Below are 20,296 nucleotides of genomic sequence, written 5' to 3' on the forward strand. Positions count from 1 at the left end.
TCATGCTTTGGTCCGACCATCATGTCAGGTCGGCTTGCCGTCCCAGAGCGCGAACTGGCCCTTGCGCACGACGAGCTCGGCATTCATGGCGCCCTTGACGCGGCGGGTCGCGACGTCGAACGTCGCGGTGCCGAAGATGACGCTCGGGACGTCCTTGACCTTGGTGAAGGCGTCGCGAATGGCACGGCGGTCGGTGCCGCCGATCTTCACCACCGCGGCCGCCATGTTCATCGCGTCATAGGCATAGGCATTGAAAGCATCGGGCTCCTGCCCGTTGTATTTCTTCTTGAAGCCCGCGATGAACTTCTGCACCTCGGGACGCGGGTCTTCCGGGAAGTAGCGCGTGCCGACATGCACGTCCTCGACCGCTTCGCCGCCGAGCTCCAGGAACTTTGGCGAGTAGACCGAGCTTGCGGCGCAGATCACCTGCTTCAAGCCGACCTGGCGCGCCTGACGCGCGATCAATGCGCCGTCCGAATAATACGAGATCAGGATCAGCCCGTCCGGATTGGCGTCGCGCACGCGCACCAGCGTCGAGCGGAAGTCGCGCTCCTCGGCGATGTAGCCCTCGGTGACCGCGATCTCCGCGCCGTATTCCTTGGCGGCATTGACGAAATAGTCGCGGCTGGTGCGGCCCCAATCGGTGTTGAGATGCAGCACCGCGAGCTTCTTCAGGTTGAGACGCTTGACGGCATAGGACGCCAGCAGCGGTTGCTCGTCGGCCTGGCTGACCGACGTGCTCCACATGAAGTCGCCGCCCTTGGTGAAGTCAGGATGCGAATTGGTGAAGCCGAACTGCACCAGGCCCGCGCGCTGGTAGATTGGGGATGCCGCCATCGAGGCGGGACTTGAGAAGTCGCCGAGCTCCAGCACGATGCGGGGATCGGACACGAACTTCTGGGCGATCGCCACCGACTGGCGCGGGTCGCTCTGGCTGTCCTCGAAATTGTAGGCGAGCTTGCGGCCATTGATGCCGCCGGCTGCAAGGATCTCGTCGAGCGCGAGATCAAAGCCCTGCTTCCACTGCGTGCCATATTGCGCGTTCGGCCCGGTCAGGGGACCGCTGACGCCCAGCAGGATCGGCTCGGAGGATTGTGCGAAGGCCGCGCGCGAGACAGCCGCTCCCGCCATCATGGCGGCGAGCGAGCCCTTGACCAGGGTACGACGATCGATGTTGCTCATGCACGGCTCCATCCAGTCAGTGTTGATATAAGCAGCAATTCTTGTGCCGGTGAGATTGCCTATTTCGAGGGCTCGCCGAGCGACAGCATCAGCCGGTTCGCCCAGTTGAAGAACGAGGCGCCGTTGATGACGTCGACGATCTCGGCATCGTCGAGGCCGGCGCGGCGCAGCTCCTCGATATTGTCAGGACCGAACGCGATCGGCGTCGCGGCCAGCGCGACCGAGGCCTTGACGACGGCGTTCCAGCGCTCGCCGAGATCGGCCTTGATGCCTTCGTCAAGCAGGCGCTGCACGTCGTCGCGGCGCTTGGAATAGGTGCTGGCGAAGCGCGCATGCACGGAGGCGCAATAGATGCAGCCGTTGTAGCGCGAGGTCGCGGCCGCCGCGAGCTCGCGCTCGGCGCGCGGCAGGCCATCGACGACGTTGTAGAAGATATCCTTGTCGGTCTTGGTGCGGGCTTCCAGCACTTCGGGATCGCGCACGAGAAGGCGGAAATATTCGGACTTGGCGCGGGAGCGATCGACCAGGCCATTGAAGTGCCGCTCGGTCAGGTCGGCCTCGGGCAACGGCTCGATCCAGGAGACCCAGCCGAGCTCGTCCTGGGTGAAGACGACGGGCGGATTGACGGTGGCGCTCATGATGCAGCCTCCTCTTATGCGTTCGCTGCGGCGAGCGTGCGCAAGCCGCTGACGACCCGCACCTGGAACGACAGGAACGCGACGAGCTGGGAGAACGTGACGATGCCGGTGTTCGACCAGCCGGCGGCAAGCAGCGCCTGCATGTCGGCGGATGCGGCATCGCGCGGACGGAATACCAGCAGATGCGCATGCTCGAGCGCTGCGACGAGCCGGGCGCCGAGAGCGGACTTGCTCGCCGCACTCACGCGATAGATCAGGCCGGCCGTGTTCTCGACCGACAGCGGACCGGCCGGAAAGGAGCCATACGGACCCGAGGTTTTGCCTCGCGCGATCTCGGCGTCGATCACTTCCAGCAGCTTTTTGCCATCTGCGGTGGCCGCAAGCTTCTCGCGATAGAAGGTCGCAACGGGCGACTCGCCATGGAGCCCGGTCACGAAGGCCGCGACCGCCGCGCGCTCCGTAAGCGAAAAGTCGCTCGCATCGATCGGCTCGAACAGCGAGAGATAGCTCTTCTGCGCATTCTCGCGCGCCTGCAGCCGACGGGCGCGGATCGTGTCCAGGGCCGAGCCCGGCTCGATTCCGGCGAGCGTGTCGATGATATCCGGTGTTGCCATCATTCAACCTCGTGCAATCATTCCGATCAGCCCACCAGCGCCACATTGGGCGCGGCCCGGGTCCAGCCCAGCGCCGGCGCGACCTTCTCCGCGACAAGCTCGATCGAGCGCAGGATATGGGGATGCGGCGCATCGACCGAATGGGCCTGGAAGACGAGATCGGTCACCCGCTCCAGCGTGGCATCCGCGCGAAGCGAGGCGATGACGTCGTCGGCCGCGCCGACATGCGTGTCGAATGCCGCAATCATCTCCTCCAGCGTCTCGCCCGGGGGAAGGTGACCGCCCTTCATGAATTGCGGAAGAGCGCGCCGCAAGCCAATGTCTGCGAGGCGCATCGCCTCGGCGCGGTCGTCGGCGACGAAGACGCTGCGCGAGGCCATGATGCGCGGCTCGCGTCCCGGCGGCAGCGCTTCGAGATAGGCATCGATGACCGGATTCTGGATGTCGGCGAGCGTGGCCTTCGGCGCCTCCTTGGGCCGCGGCTGCGTGCGCGACAGCAAGAGGCCATCGCCCGCCTTGCCGGCACGGGCGCCGCCGGCGACCGAGAACGTCGCCTGCCAGATCCGGTTGTCCAGTTGGGGCCGCTGCGGATAGATCGTATCGCCGCCGGTGAGCGGCTTGCCGACCAGGGCGGTGCGGACGACCTCCAGGTTGCGGGCGAAAATCTCGTTGCGCTGGGCGCTGTCGAGGCCGAAGGCCGCAAAGGCCGACGGATTGCCGCCGGTGCCGACGCCGAGCTCGAAGCGGCCGTTGCAGAGGAGATCGAGCACCGCGGCATCCTCCGCCACCCGCACCGCGTTCTCCAGCGGCAGCGTCACGATGCCGGTGCCGAGACGGATGCGCGAGGTCTGCGCCGCGACGTAGCCGAGGAAGGTGAAGGGCGACGGCAAGCCACCCTCGCGCTCGTGGAAATGATGCTGCGCGATCCACGCGGAATCGAGGCCCGCTTTCTCCGCGCGCACGATCTGCTCGGCGGCGAAGCGATAGCGCTCGGCGGGCGGGGCTTCATCGAGGAGGCGCGTGAAGAAGCCCAGTCGTTTCAGGTTTGCAAAGCGTTTCATACGACCCCTGTCGGGCGAGGATGGGCCCCGATGATGTCGGTTGCCGCAGCTCCAGACAAGCGGGCATTGCGCAAGGCTCGTACGCAAGGCGGCCCGCCGGGATCGCCCCCTGCGCTGGAGCTGGGCAGATTGCCTACCAGCTCGGCAGCACCGCACCCTTGAACTTGGTCAGGACGAACTCCTTGACCTCCGGCGTGTGGTAGCTGTCCACGAGGATCTTGACCCAGGGCTTGTCCTTGTCCGCCGTGCGAATGGCGATCAGGTTGACGTAGGGGCCTTTCGGGTCCTCGCGCAGGATCGGATCCTTGACGGGGTCGAGACCGGCCTGGGTGGCATAGTTGGTGTTGATCGCGGCGGCGTCGACGTCGTCGAGCGCGCGAGGTGCCTGCGCGGCATCGACCTCGATGAATTTCAGCTTCTTGGGATTCTCTGTGACGTCGAGCACCGTCGGCTTGAAGCCCGTGCCGTCCTTCAGTTTGATCACGCCCTTGTCGCGCAGCAGCAGCAGCACGCGGCCGCCATTGGTCGGATCGTTCGGGATCGAGACCTTGCCGCCCTCGGGGATATCGGCAAAGGCCTTGTGCTTCTTCGAGTAGACGCCGATCGGAAAATTCACGGTCAGCCCGACGGATTCGATCTTGTAGCCGCGGTCGGCCTTCTGGTTGTCGAGATAAGGCTGGTTCTGGAACGAGTTGGCCTGGATCTCGCCGGCATCGAGCGCGGCGTTCGGCACGACGTAGTCCGAGAACTCGATGAGCTGGATGTCGAGGCCGTTCTTCGCCGCAATCGGCTTCACCGCCTCGAGGATCTGCGCATGCGGGCCCGGCGTCACGCCGATCTTGATGGTCTCGGCGGAGCTTGCTGCCGACCAGGCGGCGAGCACGGTCGCGAGGATCAGGGGGAGGCGAAACGACATCTTGGTCTCCGTAGGTCTGCGGCAATGATTGGAACCGTATTCGCTTCTCCGCCGGGCGAAATCAATGAAATGGAAATCCATATTTGCCTGATGACGCGGACAACGCTTCTCCGTTCGACCCGATGTGGGGAACGATTGCGCCCGCGCAAGCGTGAGGCGCATCACGGCAAAGCGGCACGCGGCGAGCGAAATTGGCGACGCGATGGCGTCGACCCTTCATGCGCTGGCGTTGCCGGCCTCCAGTGAGCCCGTCTACGCGGTCCGCCACGTCGCGGGCGACACCATGATCAGGACGCAGATCGCAGCGTAAGCGGCGAGCGAGGCCGTGACCATGGAGGCAAGCCCCGCCATGCCGGCGCCAAAGCTCACCACCGCGATCCAGCCGCCGCCGGCCGCGATCAGGATGCGCGCGGCGGACGACGCAAGCGGGCCCATGGCACGGCCGGTGCCCTGGACGGCGAACGACGTGACGAATCCGAAGCCAAGCGCCGCATAGGCCGGCGCGACGATGCGCAGATAGGTCATGCCTTCGCTGACGACGTCCGCGTCATGGCTGAAGAGGTGCAGCCAGGCCGTCGGGAAGATCGCAACCAGCGCGCCAATCGTGCCGGTCATGATCATGCCGACGACGCCGCTGATCCAGCCGATTTTCCGCGCCCGCGCCGTCTGCCCCGCGCCCATGTTGACGCCGACCATGGTCAGCGTCGCCGTGCTGACGCCGAACAGCAGCGGGATCATGATGTAGTCGAGCCGCGAGGCGATGCCGTAGCCGGCGAGCGCGGAGGTGCCGAACAGGCCGACCGCGCCGGTGACGAGGATGACGGTAAGATTGGTGAGCACCGCGTTGAAGGCGGTGGGGATGCCGACCTTCAGCATGTCGGCGAAGATGTTTGCGCGCAAGGGCACGATGTGCAGCTTGAGGCCGGACACGCCCGAGGCCATGTAGCGCAGCAGGAACAGCATCGCCGCGCCGTAATAGAGGCCGAAGGCGACACCGGCGCCGCCGATGCCGAGCCGGGGGATCGGCCCGAACCCGAAGATCAGCGCCGGCGAAACCGGAATGGTCACGATCGCGCCGACCAGCGTCACCAGCGCGGGCACCCTGACATTGCCGGCGCCGCGCAGCGCGGCGGCCTGGAGGTTGACGATCCACACCGGAATGGCGCCGGCGAACAAATAGTTGGAGTAGGTGGTGGCGGCCGCGAGCGCCCCGTCCGTGCCGCCGAGGGCGCGGTACAGATGGGGACCGCCAATGATGACGCCCAGCGTGAACGCGCCGCCGGCCATGATCGCAAGCACCACGGCATGATAGAGCGCCGCCTCCGCGTCGGCGCGGCGGCCGGCACCGACCGCGCGCGCCACCGAAGACGCAACGCCCGAGCCGAAGCCACCGTTCGACATCATGGTCATCAGCATGAAGATCGGGAACACCAGCGCGGCGCCCGCGAGCGCATCGGTGCCGAGGAAGCCGACGTAATAGGCTTCCGCGATGTTCACCGCGGTCTGCGCCACCAGGACGGTCACGGTCGGCAGCGCGAGCTTGAGCAGCGTCGGAAGGATCGGCGCCGTCAGCAGCGCCGCACGCCTCTGCTCGGCCGCGCTTTGTTTTGCCGCCGCGCTTGGGGCGGACGCCGCCGCCGCGCGAAGCGGAGCCGCGGTGCCGGCCACGATCTGCACGGCGGGCGAGACCGGTGCGGCGGCATCTTCGACTGACATGGGCTCGATCCTGTGCGTAGCGGACCGCCGGTCGGCCGCCCATTGTATTATGACCATAATGTCTTATTATGATCGTAATACAATAGACCCCCGCTCACGATTTTGTGGCCGGGCGGAAAAGCCGGGTCGCAGGAGGCCGGATTGGCGCGCTACGACAAGGGACACAGCGACGCGACACGGCGGCACATCCTCGATGTTGCCTCGTCGCGGTTCCGCGAGAGCGGCATCGCCGCGGTCGGCCTCGCCGGCATCATGGCGGAGGCGGGCCTGACCAACGGCGCCTTCTACACCCATTTTTCCTCCAAGGAGGATCTGGTGCGCGCGGTGTTGCGCGACGCGCTGGAGCGGCGCGAGCAGCGGCACAAGGACAATCTCGAAAACGGCGTCGCGCTCGAGACCGTGATCCGCGATTATCTGTCGCCGCGCCATCGCGACCGCGCGGCGACCGGCTGCCCGACCGCGGCCCTCGTCGCCGAGATCGCGCGGCATCCGAGGCCGACGCGCGATACCTTCACGGCGAAGATCACCGACATCCTCGCGCTGATGGCGGCGCAGCTCCCGCGGGGGTCGGCGGACGAGCGGCGCCGCAAGACGATCGCGATCTACGCGACAATGGTCGGCGCACTGCAATTGTCGCGCGCCGTCAACGACCGGCAATTGTCTGATGAGATCTTGGAGAACGCCGTCGAAGCCGCCGTCAGTCTGGCCGGCGCACGGTAAGCGAGCCCGCAAGCCGAGCGGGCGGAAGATTGCCCGACCGCCTCTCTTTATTTCGCCGTCCCGCTTCTGCCGCCGGCGGCATCCGATCGTCGATCGCCGGCAAGGCCAAGCACCATGTCGGAGAACCGCTCGCCCTGCACCAGAACGTGGTCGTGAAGCCGCGTAGCAGCGAGTTGCTCGTCGCCGGCGCGGATCGCTTCGAGAATCCCGGCGTGCTCCTGGAGTGATTGCAGCAGACGATTACGCGCCCGAAGCTGAATGCGGCGATAGGCGCTCAGCCGCTTGTGCAAGGCGAAAGCCTGATCGGCCAGGAAGCTGTTGCGACTGGCGCGGTAGATCGCTTCGTGAAAGCCGCGATTATCGGCGTAGTACTGCTCGCTGTCGCCTTCCCGCGCGGCGATTTCGCAGGCGCGGTGAGCGGTCTCCATCGCCGCATCATTGTCCGGGGTCAGCCGACGCGCAGCCAGCCGGCCGCACGCGCTTTCGATCTCGGCCATGGTCTCGAACATCTCGAACAGCCGGGTTGGTGACGGGACGCTCACGATCGCGCCCCGGCGCGGGCGGACATCGATGAAGCCTTCGGCGCCGAGTTGGAGCAGCGCCTCACGGATCGGGGTGCGCGACACTCCGAATCGCTCCGCGAGCGAGGCCTCGTCCAGACGATCGCCCGGCTGAAATTCCCCTGCAATTACAGCGTCTTCGATCGACTGCTTCAGTCTGAAGGCTTGGCTCATTGTATACACCCGATCCAAAGATTCCATACCACATACTTGACAAAACATACAGCATGCAGTTCATACTTAAATTGTATGCAAGATTGAAAATAAAAAATGCAATCTGCCAACGGGAGGTATGGAATGAAGATTTCAAGACGCCACGTCCTGGCCTTGGGAATTGCGGCCCCGGCCCTGCTCCGGTTCGGAGAGGCGCGCGCGGCTACGGCTCTGAAGATCTCGCACCAGTTTCCGGGAGGCACGGCGACCGAGGGCGATTTCCGCGACCGGCTCTGCCGGCGGTTCGCGAGCCTGATCCAGGAGCGCAGCAAGGGAGCGATGACCGCCGAGATCTATCCCGGTTCGTCGCTGATGAAGACCAACGCCCAGGTCTCGGCGATGCGCAAAGGCGCACTCGACATGAGCCTCATTCCGATCTCCTACGCCGGCGGAGATCTTCCCGAACTGAACATCGGCCTGATGCCGGGCCTTGTCACTGGTTACGACGAGGGCCTCGGCTGGAAGAACAAGCCGATTGGCCAGGAGTTCACCAGGTTTCTCGCCGCCAAAGGCATCGTCATCGTCACCTGGATCTGGCAGGCCGGCGGCGTCGCCAGCCGCGCGCGTCCGCTGGTCGAGGTCGGCGACGCCAAGGGCATGAAGATCCGCGGCGGCTCGCGCGAGATGGATCTCGTGCTCCAGGCCGCCGGCGCCTCGGTGCTGTCGCTCCCCTCCAATGAACTCTATGCGGCGATGCAGACCGGCGCTTGCGACGCCGCCCTCACCTCGTCGACCAGCCTGACCTCGTTCCGCCTGGAGGAACTTGCCAAGCACCTGACGACCGGGCGGGCCAAGAGCTACTGGTTCATGCTCGAGCCGCTCGTGATGTCGAAGGCGGTGTTCGATCGGCTTTCGAACGAGGAGCGCGACATCATCGTCTCGGTCGGCGCCGAACTCGAGGCGTTCGGCCGCGCTGCGGCGGTGGAGGATGATGTCCGCGTGGCCAAGGTCTACCAGGCCGCCGGCGCGACGGTCCACGATCTCGATGACAAGACGGTTCAGGCATGGCGGGAGCTTGCGCGCGATACGGCCTGGAAGGATTACGCCAACAAGAACGAGAACTGCGCCCGCCTGATCAAGCTTGCCATGGAGGCCGGCTCATGAGCGCGCACGGTATCGATCTCGGCCATTCCGCCGTCGCGACCGCGGCGCGACCCGGCTCCCCGGTGGGACGCATCAACCGCGCGATGACCCTGCTCAACAGGACGATCGTCGTCCTCTGCTCGATCGCGCTCATCGTCGCGAGCACGATCCTGAGCTACAGCGTGGCCGCGCGCTACTTCTTCAACGCCGCAACCTATTGGCAGGACGAGGCCGCGGTGTTCCTGCTGGTCGGCGCCACGTTCCTTTCGACCGCGTTCGTGCAGTCGGGACGCGGCCATATCGGCATCGAGGCCCTCACCGGCTATCTGTCGAAGCGTGGCAATGCGATCCGCATGCTGGTGGTCGACGCGGCGAGCTTGCTGTTCTGCGGCTTCTTCGCCTGGAAATCCTGGACGCTGTTCCACGAAGCATGGGTCGACGGACAGGTATCCGGATCGACCTGGGCCCCGCCGCTGTGGATTCCCTACAGCATGATGTCGCTGGGCATGACGCTGATGACGCTGCAAATCGCGCTTCAGCTCGCCTCGAGCCTCGACGGATGGAGGAGCAAATGAGCACGCTTGCCGTTGGACTGATGTATGGTGGTGCGACGCTTGCCGTCATGGCCTCGGGCATGCCGATCGCGCTGGCGCTCGGCGCCGTCGCCGTCATCTTCATGTACTTCTTCATGCCCGCCGCATCGCTCGATACGGTGACGCAGAACGTCTACGAGGAGATGGCCTCGATCACGCTGCTGGCGATCCCGCTCTTCATCCTGAAGGGCGCAGCGATCGGCAAGTCGAAGGCAGGACAGGACCTCTACAGCGCGCTGCACGTCTGGATGGGCCGCATTCCCGGCGGACTCGGGATCGCCAACGTCTTTGCCTGCGCGCTGTTCGCCGCGATGGCCGGATCGTCTCCGGCGACCTGCTCGGCGATCGGCTCCGCCGGCATTCCCGAGATGCGCAAGCGCGGCTATTCCGGCGGCTTCGCCGCGGGCGTGATCGCTGCCGGCGGCACGCTGGGCATCCTGCTGCCGCCCTCGATCACCATGATCCTGTACGCGGTCGCGGCGGAGCAGTCGCTCGGACGCCTGTTCCTTGCCGGCATCGGGCCGGGCCTTCTCCTGGTGCTGCTGTTTGCGACCTACGCGGTGCTGAGGTTCAAGGCCGAATACGCCGCGGCGCAACGGGCCTATGCGGCTGATCCGGCGCAACATCCGATCCTGTCGAACGAGCGCTTCACCATGGCGATGCGGTTCGGCGCACTGCCGCGCGTCATGCCCTTCGTGGTGCTGCTCAGCGGCGTGATGGTCGCGCTCTACGGCGGCTATGCGACGCCGTCGGAAACCGCAGGTCTCGGCGGCATCCTCGCGCTGGTCCTGATCGCCTCGATCTACGGCGTGTGGCGCCCCAGGGATCTCGGCCCGATCCTGGAATCGACGCTGAAGGAATCGACCATGCTGATGCTGATCATCGGCATGTCGCTGCTCTACTCCTACGTGATGAGCTATCTCCACATCAGCCAGGGCGCAGCGCAGGCGATCGTCGCGATGCAGCTCTCGCGATGGGTGCTGCTGGGCGCGATCCTGGTGCTGGTGGTCGTGCTCGGCTTCTTCCTGCCGCCGGTCTCGATCATCCTGATGACCGCGCCGATCATCCTGCCGCCACTCAAGGATGCAGGCTTCGACCTGATCTGGTTCGGCGTGGTGATGACGATCGTGATGGAAATGGGGCTCATTCATCCGCCGGTCGGCCTCAACATCTTCGTCATCAGGAACATCGCGCCCGACATTCCGTTGCGTGACGTGATCTGGGGAACGCTGCCCTTCGTCCTGCTGATGGCATGCGCGGTCGTCCTGCTGTGCCTCGCGCCGTCGATCTCCACCTTTCTGCCCAATCTGGTGATGGGCCCGCCATCGCGATAACCGAGGAGGCATGAACCATGCTGAACGACACCAGGTCCGGACGCATCACGACGCCGGAATTCCTGCAAGGGCTGATCGACACGCTGACGCAACGCGGCCGCGCGGTTCTCGGCATCAAGCCGGAACGCGAGGCGGGCGAGGCGCGCGATCTCGCGCTTCTGGGCGAAGCGCTGCTGTCCAGGCGAGGCGAAGCTTCCGGCGTTGCGATCGCGCAATCCCTGCTTGCGGCTTTCGAGCAGGCGGCCGAGCCGGAGCGGCTGAAATTCCTCACCTCCCTCGCCGACCGGTTCGGGCCCGACCGTCGCGCGATCGAGCTTGCGATCGCCGGCTACCAGCGCAAGGAAGGCGGTGACGGCACCAAGCTCGAGGCGCTCCATGCCGCCGCGGAGCCGCGCCGGCAGGAGCTGATCCGGCGCCTCAACCTGGCGCCCGGCGGGACTTCGTCGCTGGTGCGCATGCGCGAAGTGCTGCTCTCGCTCCTGCGCGAGCATCCCGAGCTCCAGCCGGTCGACGACGATTTCGTCCATCTGTTCTCGTCCTGGTTCAACCGAGGTTTCCTGGTGCTGCGGCCGATCGACTGGACCACCTCGGCGAACATCCTGGAGAAGATCATCAGGTATGAGGCCGTCCACGCCATCCAGGACTGGGACGATCTGCGCAACCGGCTCGAGCCGCCGGATCGCCGCTGCTACGCATTCTTTCATCCGCAACTGGTCGACGAGCCGCTGATCTTCGTCGAGATCGCGCTCACCAAGGAGATTCCCGGCGCAATCGGCCCGCTGCTGGACAAATCACGCCAAGCGATTGACGCGCGCGAGGCGACGACCGCCGTGTTCTATTCGATCTCGAACACGCAAAAGGGCCTTGCCGGCGTCTCATTCGGCAACTTCCTGATCAAGCAGGTGGTGCAGGATCTCGCCCGCGAGCTGCCGAACCTGAAGACCTTCGTCACCCTGTCGCCGGTCCCCGGCTTTGCCGGCTGGGTCCGGCGCGAACTCAAGTCCGAGGCCTCCGGCGCGATCGACGAGGACACGCGCCGCGCGATGGCCGCGCTCGACGAGGGCGGCGACATCGCAAAGGCGAAAGACGCCATCACCGCGCTTGCCGCCTATTACTTCCTCAAGGCAAAGCTGCCGTCCGGCAAGCCGGTCGATCCGGTCGCCCGCTTCCATCTCGGCAACGGCGCCCGCCTGGAGCGGCTGAATTTCCTCGGCGATGCCTCGGCCAAGGGCATCAAGCAATCGCACGGCCTGATGGTCAATTATCTCTACGCGCTCGAGCACATCGAGGCGAATCACGAAGCTTTCGCAGAGCACGGCACCGTGGTGGCGTCCGACAAGGTGAAGAAGGCGCTCCGCGCCAGATTGTCGTCGCGCGACCTCGTTCCCAGCCCTCACACCAACTCTCAACGGAAGAGCTCGTCATGACCTCGAACCTGTACGATCGCCTGCTGGCAGGCGCGGAGTCCGACCAGTCCATCTGCATCGAGAAGGAGGACGGCGCGACGTTGAGCTACGCCGAACTCGCCGCCTTCAGCGGCAGGTTCGCGAACTTCCTCGCCAGGATCGGCGTCGGTTCGGGCCACCGCGTCGCCGCAAAGGTCGAGAAATCCGTCGAGGCCGTCGCGCTCTATCTCGCAACGCTCCGCGCCGGTGCGGTCTATCTGCCGCTCAACACCGCCTATACGCCGACTGAGACCGAGTATTTCATTCGGGATGCGCAGCCGACCTTGATCGTGTGCGATCCCAGGGAAGCGAACGACCTGCGCGCCATCGCCGCCAAGGCAGGCGGCCGGGTCGAGACGCTCGATCACCACGGCAAGGGCTCGCTGGCCGATGCCGCGGCGGATTTCCCGACGGGATTCGACACCGTAGCCAGGGCGAATGACGACCTCGCCGCCATTCTCTACACATCGGGCACGACCGGCCGCTCGAAGGGAGCCATGCTGACGCACGGCAACCTGGCCTCGAACGCCCTGACGCTCGTCGAAGAGTGGCGCTATTCGAGCAAGGACGTTCTGATCCATGCCCTGCCGATCTATCACGTTCACGGGCTCTTCGTTGCCTGCAACGTCACGTTCGCAGGACGCGCGCGCATTCTGTTCATGCAGAAATTCGACGCGGAGCGCATTCTGGCGACGATGGCGCGCAGCACGGTGCTGATGGGCGTGCCGACCTTCTATGTCCGCCTGCTCGAGAGCACCAATCTGAACGAGCGCACGACCGGCAACATGAGACTGTTCGTCGCCGGCTCTGCACCGCTTTTGGCCGAGACTCACCGTGCGTGGAAGGCGAGAACCGGACACGCGATCCTGGAGCGCTATGGCATGACCGAGACCGGAATGATCGCCTCCAATCCCTATGCGGGATCCCGCATTGCGGGCTCCGTCGGCAGGCCGCTTCCCGCCGTCGAGGTTCGCGTGGCCGATCCCGAGACGGGCGCCATCCTGCCAATCGACGACGTCGGCATGATCGAGGTGAAGGGACCCAACGTGTTCGCCGGCTACTGGAACATGCCTGACAAGACCGCCGCCGAATTCCGCAGCGACGGCTTCTTCATCACCGGCGACCTCGGCAAGCTCGACGCGCAGGGCTATCTCTACATCGTCGGCCGCGGCAAGGATCTCATCATCACCGGCGGCTTCAACGTCTATCCGAAGGAGATCGAGACCGAGATCGACGCCATTCCCGGGGTCTCGGAAAGCGCCGTCGTCGGCGTGCCGCACGCCGACTTCGGCGAAGGCGTCACGGCCGCCGTCGTCCGGTCGCCGGGCTCGTCGCTGGATGAGCGCGCCATTCTCGCCGCGCTGTCAGGGCGTCTTGCGAAATTCAAGCAGCCCAAGCGCATCGTTTTCGTCGAGACATTGCCGCGCAACACGATGGGCAAGGTGCAGAAGAATCTGCTGCGCGAGCGCTTCGCCGCCCTTTACGCGACCAAAGCCAGCTAGGTCGAGCGGTCGCATGCAGGCATCGTGCACGTGCTGCGGCGACCGGGCGCGCCTGCTCAGCTCCTCGCGTCGAGCTGGCTGCTGCGGCCTGACGACGTGGCCTGCGAGGCATAGGCGGACGCTGCGGCCGATGCCGGTGAATAATGCGACAGCGTTTCGGCAAGCTCCTCGGCGGCCTCGGTGAGCTCCTTGATGACGGCATCGCTATTCGTGGCCTGGCCGCCTGAGGAATGCAGCACATCGAACGAGATTCCGTTCGGAAGATCGACATGGATCTTGTCGATCCCGACAACGTCGGGCGTGTCGTCATTCTGCGCCTGACCGGCGCTGGCGGCCGGATCTGCCGATATCTGCTGGCTCGCGAGCTTCTGCACGAAATCCTCGATGGACTTGAGCATGCTGCTGTCCAGACCGCCGCCACCGAAGTGGACGATGCCGATCGACATGCCGTTCGGCAGGCTGACCTTGACCTCGTCGTAAGGCGTGCCGTCATTGAGCAGAGACGAGAATGTCGAGGCGCCATCCTGTGAACCGGCCGACTTGGCCTGACCGGGTGACGAAGGCGAACTTGCCGCGCTTCCGCCACCGATGCTGCTCATGCTGCCGACGCTCATACGCGAACTCCACTGTCATTGCGAACGCACGTTCTGCGTGCAATGTGCGTGCCAGATGAGAGCGTCATAGCCTTCAAGGGCTTATCGCGAATTCCGGATGGCAGGTCCGTCACGCCGGCAAATCTGTCCAGGCAGAAAGTGCCCATCTGCGCGTTCGTCATTTCGTCGCAGGGCCTTGCGGCCTCGTCGGCATTGCCGCCTCGCGCATGATGCAACATGATGGGTTGCCGGCGACGATTTTGCTTCGAGGTAGAGGTCATCCGATGAACGAAGACGAGATTCGCAAATCCATCGCGGAGGTGAAGCAAGGCACGCTGTCGCGACGCTCGTTCATCCGGACGATGGCGGCGGCCGGGATCGCAGCGCCGGTCGCGAGCCAGATCCTGCTCTGGAACGACGTGGCGATGGCGAATTCCACGCTTGACTACAAGCCGACCAAGGCCGGCGGCGGCGGCCCGCTCAAGATCCTGCTCTGGCAGGCGCCCACCCTGCTCAATCCGCATTTCGCGATCGGCACCAAGGATCAGGTCGCCTCGCGCATCTTCTTCGAGCCGCTCGCCGGCTGGGACAAGGACGGCAACCTCATCCCCTGCCTCGCCGCCGAGATTCCGACCAAGGCGAACGGCAGCCTCGCGGCCGACGGCATGAGCGTGATCTGGAAGCTGAAGCAGGGCGTGAAGTGGCATGACGGCAAGCCCTTCACCGCCGACGACGTCGTCTTCACCTGGGCCTACGCCGCGGACCTCGCGACCGCCGCGTACAGCACGGGGTCCTACAAGGACATCACCGTCGAGAAGATCGACGACCACACCGTCAAGGTGCTGTTCAAGGCCCCGACCCCGTTCTGGGCCGATCCCTTCGTCGGCTCGGTCGGCCAGATCCTGCCAAAGCATCACTTTGGCGACTATGCCGGCGCAAAGTCGCGCGAGGCGCCGGGCAATCTGAAGCCGGTCGGCACCGGCCCGTACAGATTCGTCGAGTTCAAGCCGGGCGACCTGATCCGGGCCGAACGCAATCCCGACTATCACGTCAAGAACCAGCCGCATTTCGACACGCTCGAGGTCAAGGGCGGCGGCGACGCGGTCTCCGCGGCGCGCACCGTGCTGCAGACCGGCGAATACGACTATGCCTGGAACCTGCTGGTGGAGGAGGAGGTCCTCAAGCGCATGGAGGCCACGGGGAAAGGCAGGGTGGACATCACGCCTTCCGGCAACGTCGAGTTCATCATCCTCAACACGACGGACCCGTGGACCGAGGTCGACGGCGAGCGCTCCAGCGTCAAGACCAGGCACCCGACGCTGTCCGATCGGGTCGTACGCCAGGCGTTCAACCTCCTGATCGATCGCGAGTCGATCCAGAAATTCATCTACGGCCGCGGCGGCATCGCCACGGCGAGCTTCGTCAACCAGCCCCAGCAGTTCAAGTCGAGCAAGCTGAAATACGAGTTCGACGTCGACAAGGCCAACAGGATCCTCGACGAGGCCGGATGGAAGAAGGGTGCGGACGGCATCCGCGAGAAGGACGGCAAGAAGCTCAAATACGTCTTCCAGACCTCGATCAACGCGCCGCGCCAGAAGACGCAGGCCATCATCAAGCAGGCCTGCCAGAAGGCCGGCATCGACATCGAGCTGAAATCGGTCACCGCATCGGTGTTCTTCTCGTCGGATGTCGGCAACCCCGACACCTACTCGAAGCTCTATTGCGACATGGAGATGTACAACACGACGCAGCCGCAGCCCGATCCGGAGCGGTTCCTGAACCAGTGCGTCTCCTGGGAGATCGCCAACAAGGACAACAAATGGCTCGGCCGCAACATCTCGCGCTGGTCCGATCCCGAGGCCGACAAGGCCTACAAGACCGCGCAGCAGGAGCTCGATCCGGTCAAGCGCGCCGCGCTCCTGATCAGGGTCAACGAGATCTTCTGCGAGGCCAATGTGCTGGTGCCGCTGCTCTCCCGCAACATCGTCGGCGCCGGCGTCAATAGCCTGATGGCGGATATCTCGGGGTGGGACGTCACGACCTGGAACCTGGGGAGCTGGTATCGGAGCTGAGCGCGAAAGCGGGTTAACGGCTGCCTGCCGCCATCATCTGTCCACTGTGTGCATCAGGTCACAGCAGAATCAGCTGCCTTCGCCTAGAAAGGTCGGGCATGGCCGCAAACAAGGTAACGGCGGTACGCACGAGGCTGGCGAGGCGATCAACAGCTACGGACTTTCGAAGCCGCCAGGGTGAAGAGCCCGGCGGCTTTTGCTCTGTGGGCACCGATAGAGCTGGCGGCTATCGCTTCGAGGGAGTGCCCGAAGACTTCCTCTCCTCGCGCTCTTCCTCGATCTGCCGTTCCGCTTCGAGCCAGAATTCCAGGTCGCGACCGACCGGCCGACCCGCCTCCTCCCAGAGTTCGTACGCTCGCGCCCGCACCTGACCGCGCCGCATCATGCGAAGGAGCTTTCGCTTCAATTCCTCGGCGAAGCTCCTGAAGCGCTGGACGGTGGCTTCGTCCTTGACGAGCGTGGCCGCTCGCGTCGCGAGTTCAATCTGGTGCTCTATCTTTTGCTTCTCGTCCACCGCCGACACCGCTGTGGGAACGGGCTGTGTCAGAGCCCGTGCTGCTCAGACGGAGAATTCCCTTCCGGGAAGTTCTGTTCCCTCAGTCATCCATCACTCCAGCTCGAACGAAGCCCGCGCCGCCTTGACCGACGAGGCGATGAACCGGTGCACTTCCTGGACCCGGCGCGTTGCGTGGGTGTCGGGATGTGACGTCAGCCAGTAGTTTCGGACGAAGCGGACGTCTGGCAGCAGGCGACGCAATTCGGGGTAACGGACTGCCGCGTAGTCGTGCAGGATGCCGATGCCGTGGCCGGCGCGGACCGCCTCGACCTGGGCGACGATGCTGCCGCACTCGTAGCGGCGGGACATCAGCCGGCCGAACTCGGCGGCGTAGTCGAGGGCCCGGCTGTAGGCGAAATCCTCGATGTGCGTGACGAACAGGCGGCCGGCCAGATCGGCATGCGCGTTGATCGGCCCCTCGCGCGCGAGATAGCTCTCCGAGGCGTAGGCGCTCAACGTGTAGTCGGTCAGCTTGGACAGGATGAGCCTGCCCTGCTTCGGCCGGTCCAGCGTGATCGCGATATCGGCTTCGCGGCGCGACAGCGAGAATGTGCGCGGAAGCGGCACGAGCTGGATGATCAGTCCCGGGTGGCGCGCCGCCAATGCGCCGAGATGTTCGGCCAGAAAGTAATTGCCAAGCCCGTCCGGTGCGCCGACGCGCACCGTGCCGCTGACGGCGTCCGCACTGCCGCCGATGCTGGCGCCGACCTTGAGGAACTCGCTTTCCGCGCGCTCTGCCGCCTGGACCAAGGCCTCGCCCGCCGCCGTCAGCGTGCAGCCGGAGGTGTGCCGTTCGAGCAGCTTCGCCTTCAGGCTCTTCTCCAGCGCGGTCACCTGGCGCGCGACCGTCGTGTGGTTCAAGCGCAGGTTCTTCGACGCCTTGAGGATCTGCCCCGCGCGCGCGACCTCCAAGAATACCCTCACCCGCTCCCAATCCATGCCCTGCCTACGTCCTACATTTTATGCACAATGGAGGCGCAATCTCATGCGTTGATGTGCGATTTTATGCGCCATAGATCACAAGGGATCAAGCCTTCGATCCAACCTGTCCAACATTCGAGGTGATCCATGCGCGCGGGCAGGCCTACCCCGGTGTCGTTCGGCCGCCGTCAGTAACGCGACCTCGCCAAAGCAGAGATAAGGAAACAGCAGATGCCATTGCTTCGATTCAACATGCACGAGGGACGAACGGACGCCGAGATCAGGACACTGCTCGACGCGGCGCACGAAGCGGTCGTCGCCGCGTTTCACGTGCCCGATGGCGACCGCTATCAGCTCGTGTCGGAATATCGTTCCGGGCGGATGATCGCGCTGGACACCGGTCTTGGAATTGCGCGAACCGACAAGGCCGTCCTGGTCGAGGTCACGTCCCGGCACAGGCCCGAGGCGCAGAAGCTCGAATTCTACAAGCTGCTCTGCCGGCGGCTGAAGGATGCCTGCGATCTCGACAGCTCTGATGTCATCGTGTCCTTTGTCGAGAACGGAGACGCCGACTGGTCGTTCGGACTGGGCCGCGCGCAGTTTGTGACGGGCGAGCTGGCGTGAGCCCGCAGGCTCAGTGCCAGGTGGTATCCGCTTCGACGACCACGACTCTTGTTTCGGGATCTTCGGTCGTGTTGCAGGTGCAAGGCTTTCCCTCGCCGCACCGGCAGCCGCCGAGCTCTTCGCTCCACGCCCGGAGCGGATGGTTCTCGCAGACCCATCCCAGACCGAAGCAGAATGGGCAGTTCTTGCTGGTCACAGTGTATCCGGCGTCCGCTTGGGATCCGACTTGTCCTCGTTGCGCAACTCCTGCTCGGCCGCCTGCCAAAACTCGTCCTCGCGGCCCTCCGGCTTGCCGGCTCGCTCCCACAGCCGGTGCGCGCGGTCTCTGATGTCCTGCTCGGTCGGCTCAGGCATGGCATCTCCTGATCTTTAGCCACGGCCCCACCCTTGGGGGTACGGGGGCTTGGAGGCGGGGCCGTGCAGACCAGCAAGCGGCGGAGACGCTGGCCCGCGGAGTCAAGCCGCGATCGGGCGCAAGAGTTCCTTCAGACGCGCGTGATGGTGCGAAGCGGAATCAAGTCTTGATCGGGAGATCGCACGCGGCTTCGATTGTCAAACAGCTGACGCGCCTTCCAGCCGACACGCCTTCCTTTCAAGCTGACGCGGCTTCCTTCCAGCTGACGCGGCTTGGCGTTCTCGCGGCCGGTTTCGCCCGAGCTTTGCTTCGCCGCCCTCTTGAGCCAAGAGGGCGCAGGGAAGGCCGGGTGCCGGCTGGCACCCGCGGTCCGCTGCGCGAAGATGGTGCGCAGAGGAAACCGCACAGCAGCATACAGGTGAAGCCCAACACACGGCCTTCCCTGCGCGATGGTTGGACGGCTTATGCCGCGCTCTCCCGGGAGCCGAGTTCGTTCTGGCCTCCCTCACCCCAACAGAAGTCGCCGACACCGCGCCGGTTGACGCGCATGCCGCCTCCGCCAAGGCTTGACCGTAGCAACGACGGCCAGGACCACACGGTTTTGCCGTACGCACGGTTCGTTGGCGCCACAGGGTTCGACGGCGTTGTGCACGTTGCCATCGAAATGCTGGCGCGACGAACCTGACAGCGCCGCTCGTCCGGCACGAAGTCTTGGGCTCACGGAGAGCAATCCGCCCCGCCCGCACTTCTCGCGCCCGACGCTGCCGCGTCCACCGCAAGCCCGGCTCTGCGATCAGCACGACACGTGATCGCCCCTCAAGGGTGAGCCGGGATGGGCGAGATGTACGACAAATCCGAATTTCGGTAAAGTGGAATATTTTTGTGGGGAGGGGTTGACGGGGTGACAACACAGCAACGCCAGCCGCCCCAAAATCGCGGAGACATCCTAAAGGCACTCACATGTTTTGAACAGTTTAGCGCGGATTGCGCTTCGCTTTATCTGGGCTAGGGCACCACTTCGACATCGCCATTCTTTTTTGACCACATCCAGAGCGCTTTATCGAGATCTCGTAAAGACATTCCCCATTCGGCCGCCAACGCTCTGCAGAACGACAAGTACCTTTCGTAGTACGCAAGAGACCATACCTGGTCCGCGTCTTGGTCTAGCGCTTCAAGTGCTCGAAAATCGATAATCGTATACTCACTCGGCTTGATAGAAGTCATGATTGCCGACGCTACAGGAATTGCAACTCCAACAAGTCCGCATAGCGTGGAGATCGCAAGCCTCGGCGACTTCACCGCCACCACGATTCTCAAGGCTTCTGCAATCTCGGCATCGGAATTCTTCTGCGGCCGAGACTTTCCTCTGTTTCTAGTTTTCCACTTGAAGATCGCATCGAAATGCCGACGCGCGTAGTCTCCGTTACGAATCGCGTCACCCGCTCTCTCTAACTCAAGATCATTGCCGTAGTTGTATTCCCGAGACAGCAACAGCGCCTCTTCTCGTGTCATCAATGGTCTAAACAAATCATCTTCCATTGCGAATTCAATCCCCAGACTTCCACTCATCGAGGTGGATGCACCTAATATAACCGAGT

At 64.5% G+C, this 20,296-nt stretch carries 20 protein-coding genes; 8 read left to right on the forward strand and 12 right to left on the reverse strand.

Going from position 1 to position 20,296, the window contains the following annotated elements; genetic code table 11:
* Positions 1 to 24: 24 nt before the first annotated feature.
* The 6 genes from NLM15_RS36815 to NLM15_RS36840 form a co-directional block, all read right to left on the reverse strand.
* Positions 25 to 1,182, reverse strand: a complete 1,158-nt coding sequence (locus NLM15_RS36815) for an ABC transporter substrate-binding protein (RefSeq protein ID WP_254122857.1) — start codon at positions 1,180 to 1,182, stop codon at positions 25 to 27.
* Between the two features lie 59 nt (positions 1,183 to 1,241).
* Positions 1,242 to 1,820 (reverse strand): alkylhydroperoxidase domain protein, encoded by a 579-nt coding sequence (locus tag NLM15_RS36820; RefSeq protein ID WP_254122859.1) that lies wholly within the window; start codon positions 1,818 to 1,820, stop codon positions 1,242 to 1,244.
* A 14-nt stretch (positions 1,821 to 1,834) separates the two neighbouring features.
* Complete coding sequence (locus NLM15_RS36825; RefSeq protein WP_254122861.1) at positions 1,835 to 2,434, reverse strand: CMD domain protein; 600 nt, start codon at positions 2,432 to 2,434, stop codon at positions 1,835 to 1,837.
* Positions 2,435 to 2,460: 26 nt separating this feature from the next.
* Positions 2,461 to 3,495, reverse strand: coding sequence for a putative FMN-dependent luciferase-like monooxygenase (locus NLM15_RS36830; RefSeq protein ID WP_254122863.1), 1,035 nt, complete (start codon positions 3,493 to 3,495; stop codon positions 2,461 to 2,463).
* A 133-nt stretch (positions 3,496 to 3,628) separates the two neighbouring features.
* On the reverse strand, positions 3,629 to 4,411 hold the full coding sequence (locus tag NLM15_RS36835) for a MetQ/NlpA family ABC transporter substrate-binding protein (RefSeq protein WP_254122864.1): 783 nt from the start codon (positions 4,409 to 4,411) through the stop codon (positions 3,629 to 3,631).
* Positions 4,412 to 4,663: 252 nt separating this feature from the next.
* Positions 4,664 to 6,127 carry an MATE family efflux transporter gene (locus NLM15_RS36840; RefSeq protein WP_254122865.1) on the reverse strand — a complete coding sequence of 488 codons (1,464 nt, stop codon included), beginning with the start codon at positions 6,125 to 6,127 and terminating at the stop codon, positions 4,664 to 4,666.
* Positions 6,128 to 6,268: 141 nt separating this feature from the next.
* Here NLM15_RS36840 and NLM15_RS36845 point away from each other — a divergent pair, with 141 nt between their 5' ends.
* Entirely contained in the window at positions 6,269 to 6,847 is a 579-nt protein-coding gene (locus NLM15_RS36845) for a TetR family transcriptional regulator (protein ID WP_254122866.1), read from the forward strand.
* 47 nt (positions 6,848 to 6,894) lie between these two features.
* Here NLM15_RS36845 and NLM15_RS36850 read toward each other — a convergent pair whose 3' ends face one another.
* Complete coding sequence (locus NLM15_RS36850) at positions 6,895 to 7,581, reverse strand: GntR family transcriptional regulator (RefSeq protein ID WP_254124602.1); 687 nt, start codon at positions 7,579 to 7,581, stop codon at positions 6,895 to 6,897.
* A gap of 123 nt (positions 7,582 to 7,704) precedes the next feature.
* On the opposite strand from NLM15_RS36850, the gene dctP reads away from it, so the two are divergent.
* From dctP to NLM15_RS36875, 5 genes are read left to right on the forward strand one after another with little or no spacing between them, the layout of a single operon-like run.
* Positions 7,705 to 8,724, forward strand: coding sequence for a TRAP transporter substrate-binding protein DctP (dctP, locus tag NLM15_RS36855; protein ID WP_254122867.1), 1,020 nt, complete (start codon positions 7,705 to 7,707; stop codon positions 8,722 to 8,724).
* On the forward strand, positions 8,721 to 9,278 hold the full coding sequence (locus NLM15_RS36860; RefSeq protein ID WP_254122868.1) for a TRAP transporter small permease: 558 nt from the start codon (positions 8,721 to 8,723) through the stop codon (positions 9,276 to 9,278). Before dctP ends, NLM15_RS36860 begins: the two co-directional genes overlap by 4 nt.
* Positions 9,275 to 10,630: a TRAP transporter large permease gene (locus NLM15_RS36865; protein WP_254122870.1), complete on the forward strand. Its 1,356-nt coding sequence runs from the start codon at positions 9,275 to 9,277 to the stop codon at positions 10,628 to 10,630. The genes NLM15_RS36860 and NLM15_RS36865 overlap by 4 nt, the downstream gene beginning before the upstream one ends.
* Before the next feature lie 17 nt (positions 10,631 to 10,647).
* The gene (locus tag NLM15_RS36870; protein WP_254122872.1) at positions 10,648 to 12,057 is read left to right on the forward strand and encodes a malonyl-CoA decarboxylase; all 1,410 of its coding nucleotides are present in this window, start codon (positions 10,648 to 10,650) and stop codon (positions 12,055 to 12,057) included.
* A complete protein-coding gene (locus NLM15_RS36875; RefSeq protein ID WP_254122873.1) occupies positions 12,054 to 13,577 on the forward strand; it encodes a malonyl-CoA synthase in 1,524 nt (507 codons plus the stop codon). Before NLM15_RS36870 ends, NLM15_RS36875 begins: the two co-directional genes overlap by 4 nt.
* A gap of 56 nt (positions 13,578 to 13,633) precedes the next feature.
* Here the strand turns inward: NLM15_RS36875 and NLM15_RS36880 are convergent, their stop codons facing one another.
* On the reverse strand, positions 13,634 to 14,191 hold the full coding sequence (locus NLM15_RS36880) for a hypothetical protein (protein WP_254122875.1): 558 nt from the start codon (positions 14,189 to 14,191) through the stop codon (positions 13,634 to 13,636).
* A gap of 263 nt (positions 14,192 to 14,454) precedes the next feature.
* Between NLM15_RS36880 and NLM15_RS36885 the strand changes: the two genes are divergently transcribed.
* On the forward strand, positions 14,455 to 16,242 hold the full coding sequence (locus NLM15_RS36885) for a peptide ABC transporter substrate-binding protein (RefSeq protein ID WP_254122877.1): 1,788 nt from the start codon (positions 14,455 to 14,457) through the stop codon (positions 16,240 to 16,242).
* 226 nt (positions 16,243 to 16,468) lie between these two features.
* Here NLM15_RS36885 and NLM15_RS36890 read toward each other — a convergent pair whose 3' ends face one another.
* Both NLM15_RS36890 and NLM15_RS36895 read right to left on the reverse strand, forming a co-directional pair.
* Positions 16,469 to 16,756 (reverse strand): DUF2934 domain-containing protein, encoded by a 288-nt coding sequence (locus tag NLM15_RS36890; RefSeq protein ID WP_254122879.1) that lies wholly within the window; start codon positions 16,754 to 16,756, stop codon positions 16,469 to 16,471.
* Positions 16,757 to 16,849: 93 nt separating this feature from the next.
* Positions 16,850 to 17,737 carry a LysR family transcriptional regulator gene (locus tag NLM15_RS36895; protein WP_254122881.1) on the reverse strand — a complete coding sequence of 296 codons (888 nt, stop codon included), beginning with the start codon at positions 17,735 to 17,737 and terminating at the stop codon, positions 16,850 to 16,852.
* A gap of 213 nt (positions 17,738 to 17,950) precedes the next feature.
* On the opposite strand from NLM15_RS36895, the gene NLM15_RS36900 reads away from it, so the two are divergent.
* Positions 17,951 to 18,343, forward strand: a complete 393-nt coding sequence (locus NLM15_RS36900; protein WP_254122883.1) for a tautomerase family protein — start codon at positions 17,951 to 17,953, stop codon at positions 18,341 to 18,343.
* Positions 18,344 to 18,535: 192 nt separating this feature from the next.
* Here NLM15_RS36900 and NLM15_RS36905 read toward each other — a convergent pair whose 3' ends face one another.
* Both NLM15_RS36905 and NLM15_RS36910 read right to left on the reverse strand, forming a co-directional pair.
* Positions 18,536 to 18,697: a DUF2934 domain-containing protein gene (locus NLM15_RS36905; RefSeq protein WP_254122884.1), complete on the reverse strand. Its 162-nt coding sequence runs from the start codon at positions 18,695 to 18,697 to the stop codon at positions 18,536 to 18,538.
* Positions 18,698 to 19,703: 1,006 nt separating this feature from the next.
* The gene (locus NLM15_RS36910) at positions 19,704 to 20,237 is read right to left on the reverse strand and encodes a hypothetical protein (RefSeq protein WP_254122886.1); all 534 of its coding nucleotides are present in this window, start codon (positions 20,235 to 20,237) and stop codon (positions 19,704 to 19,706) included.
* Positions 20,238 to 20,296 lie beyond the last annotated feature (59 nt).

It is taken from the genome of Bradyrhizobium sp. CCGB20 (assembly GCF_024199855.1).
Taxonomy (GTDB): domain Bacteria; phylum Pseudomonadota; class Alphaproteobacteria; order Rhizobiales; family Xanthobacteraceae; genus Bradyrhizobium.

Excerpts from the sequence above, each read along its gene's own strand:
- NLM15_RS36850 (WP_254124602.1), bottom strand. The coding sequence starts at position 7,581 with ATGAGCCAAGCCTTCAGACTGAAGCAGTCGATCGAAGACGCTGTAATT.
- NLM15_RS36825 (WP_254122861.1), bottom strand. The coding sequence starts at position 2,434 with ATGGCAACACCGGATATCATCGACACGCTCGCCGGAATCGAGCCGGGC.
- NLM15_RS36880 (WP_254122875.1), bottom strand. The coding sequence starts at position 14,191 with ATGAGCGTCGGCAGCATGAGCAGCATCGGTGGCGGAAGCGCGGCAAGT.
- NLM15_RS36835 (WP_254122864.1), bottom strand. The coding sequence starts at position 4,411 with ATGTCGTTTCGCCTCCCCCTGATCCTCGCGACCGTGCTCGCCGCCTGG.
- NLM15_RS36865 (WP_254122870.1), top strand. The coding sequence starts at position 9,275 with ATGAGCACGCTTGCCGTTGGACTGATGTATGGTGGTGCGACGCTTGCC.
- NLM15_RS36900 (WP_254122883.1), top strand. The coding sequence starts at position 17,951 with ATGCCATTGCTTCGATTCAACATGCACGAGGGACGAACGGACGCCGAG.
- NLM15_RS36895 (WP_254122881.1), bottom strand. The coding sequence starts at position 17,737 with ATGGATTGGGAGCGGGTGAGGGTATTCTTGGAGGTCGCGCGCGCGGGG.
- NLM15_RS36840 (WP_254122865.1), bottom strand. The coding sequence starts at position 6,127 with ATGTCAGTCGAAGATGCCGCCGCACCGGTCTCGCCCGCCGTGCAGATC.
- NLM15_RS36905 (WP_254122884.1), bottom strand. The coding sequence starts at position 18,697 with ATGCCTGAGCCGACCGAGCAGGACATCAGAGACCGCGCGCACCGGCTG.
- NLM15_RS36830 (WP_254122863.1), bottom strand. The coding sequence starts at position 3,495 with ATGAAACGCTTTGCAAACCTGAAACGACTGGGCTTCTTCACGCGCCTC.
- NLM15_RS36815 (WP_254122857.1), bottom strand. The coding sequence starts at position 1,182 with ATGAGCAACATCGATCGTCGTACCCTGGTCAAGGGCTCGCTCGCCGCC.
- NLM15_RS36910 (WP_254122886.1), bottom strand. The coding sequence starts at position 20,237 with ATGGAAGATGATTTGTTTAGACCATTGATGACACGAGAAGAGGCGCTG.
- NLM15_RS36885 (WP_254122877.1), top strand. The coding sequence starts at position 14,455 with ATGAACGAAGACGAGATTCGCAAATCCATCGCGGAGGTGAAGCAAGGC.
- NLM15_RS36820 (WP_254122859.1), bottom strand. The coding sequence starts at position 1,820 with ATGAGCGCCACCGTCAATCCGCCCGTCGTCTTCACCCAGGACGAGCTC.
- NLM15_RS36875 (WP_254122873.1), top strand. The coding sequence starts at position 12,054 with ATGACCTCGAACCTGTACGATCGCCTGCTGGCAGGCGCGGAGTCCGAC.
- dctP (WP_254122867.1), top strand. The coding sequence starts at position 7,705 with ATGAAGATTTCAAGACGCCACGTCCTGGCCTTGGGAATTGCGGCCCCG.
- NLM15_RS36870 (WP_254122872.1), top strand. The coding sequence starts at position 10,648 with ATGCTGAACGACACCAGGTCCGGACGCATCACGACGCCGGAATTCCTG.
- NLM15_RS36860 (WP_254122868.1), top strand. The coding sequence starts at position 8,721 with ATGAGCGCGCACGGTATCGATCTCGGCCATTCCGCCGTCGCGACCGCG.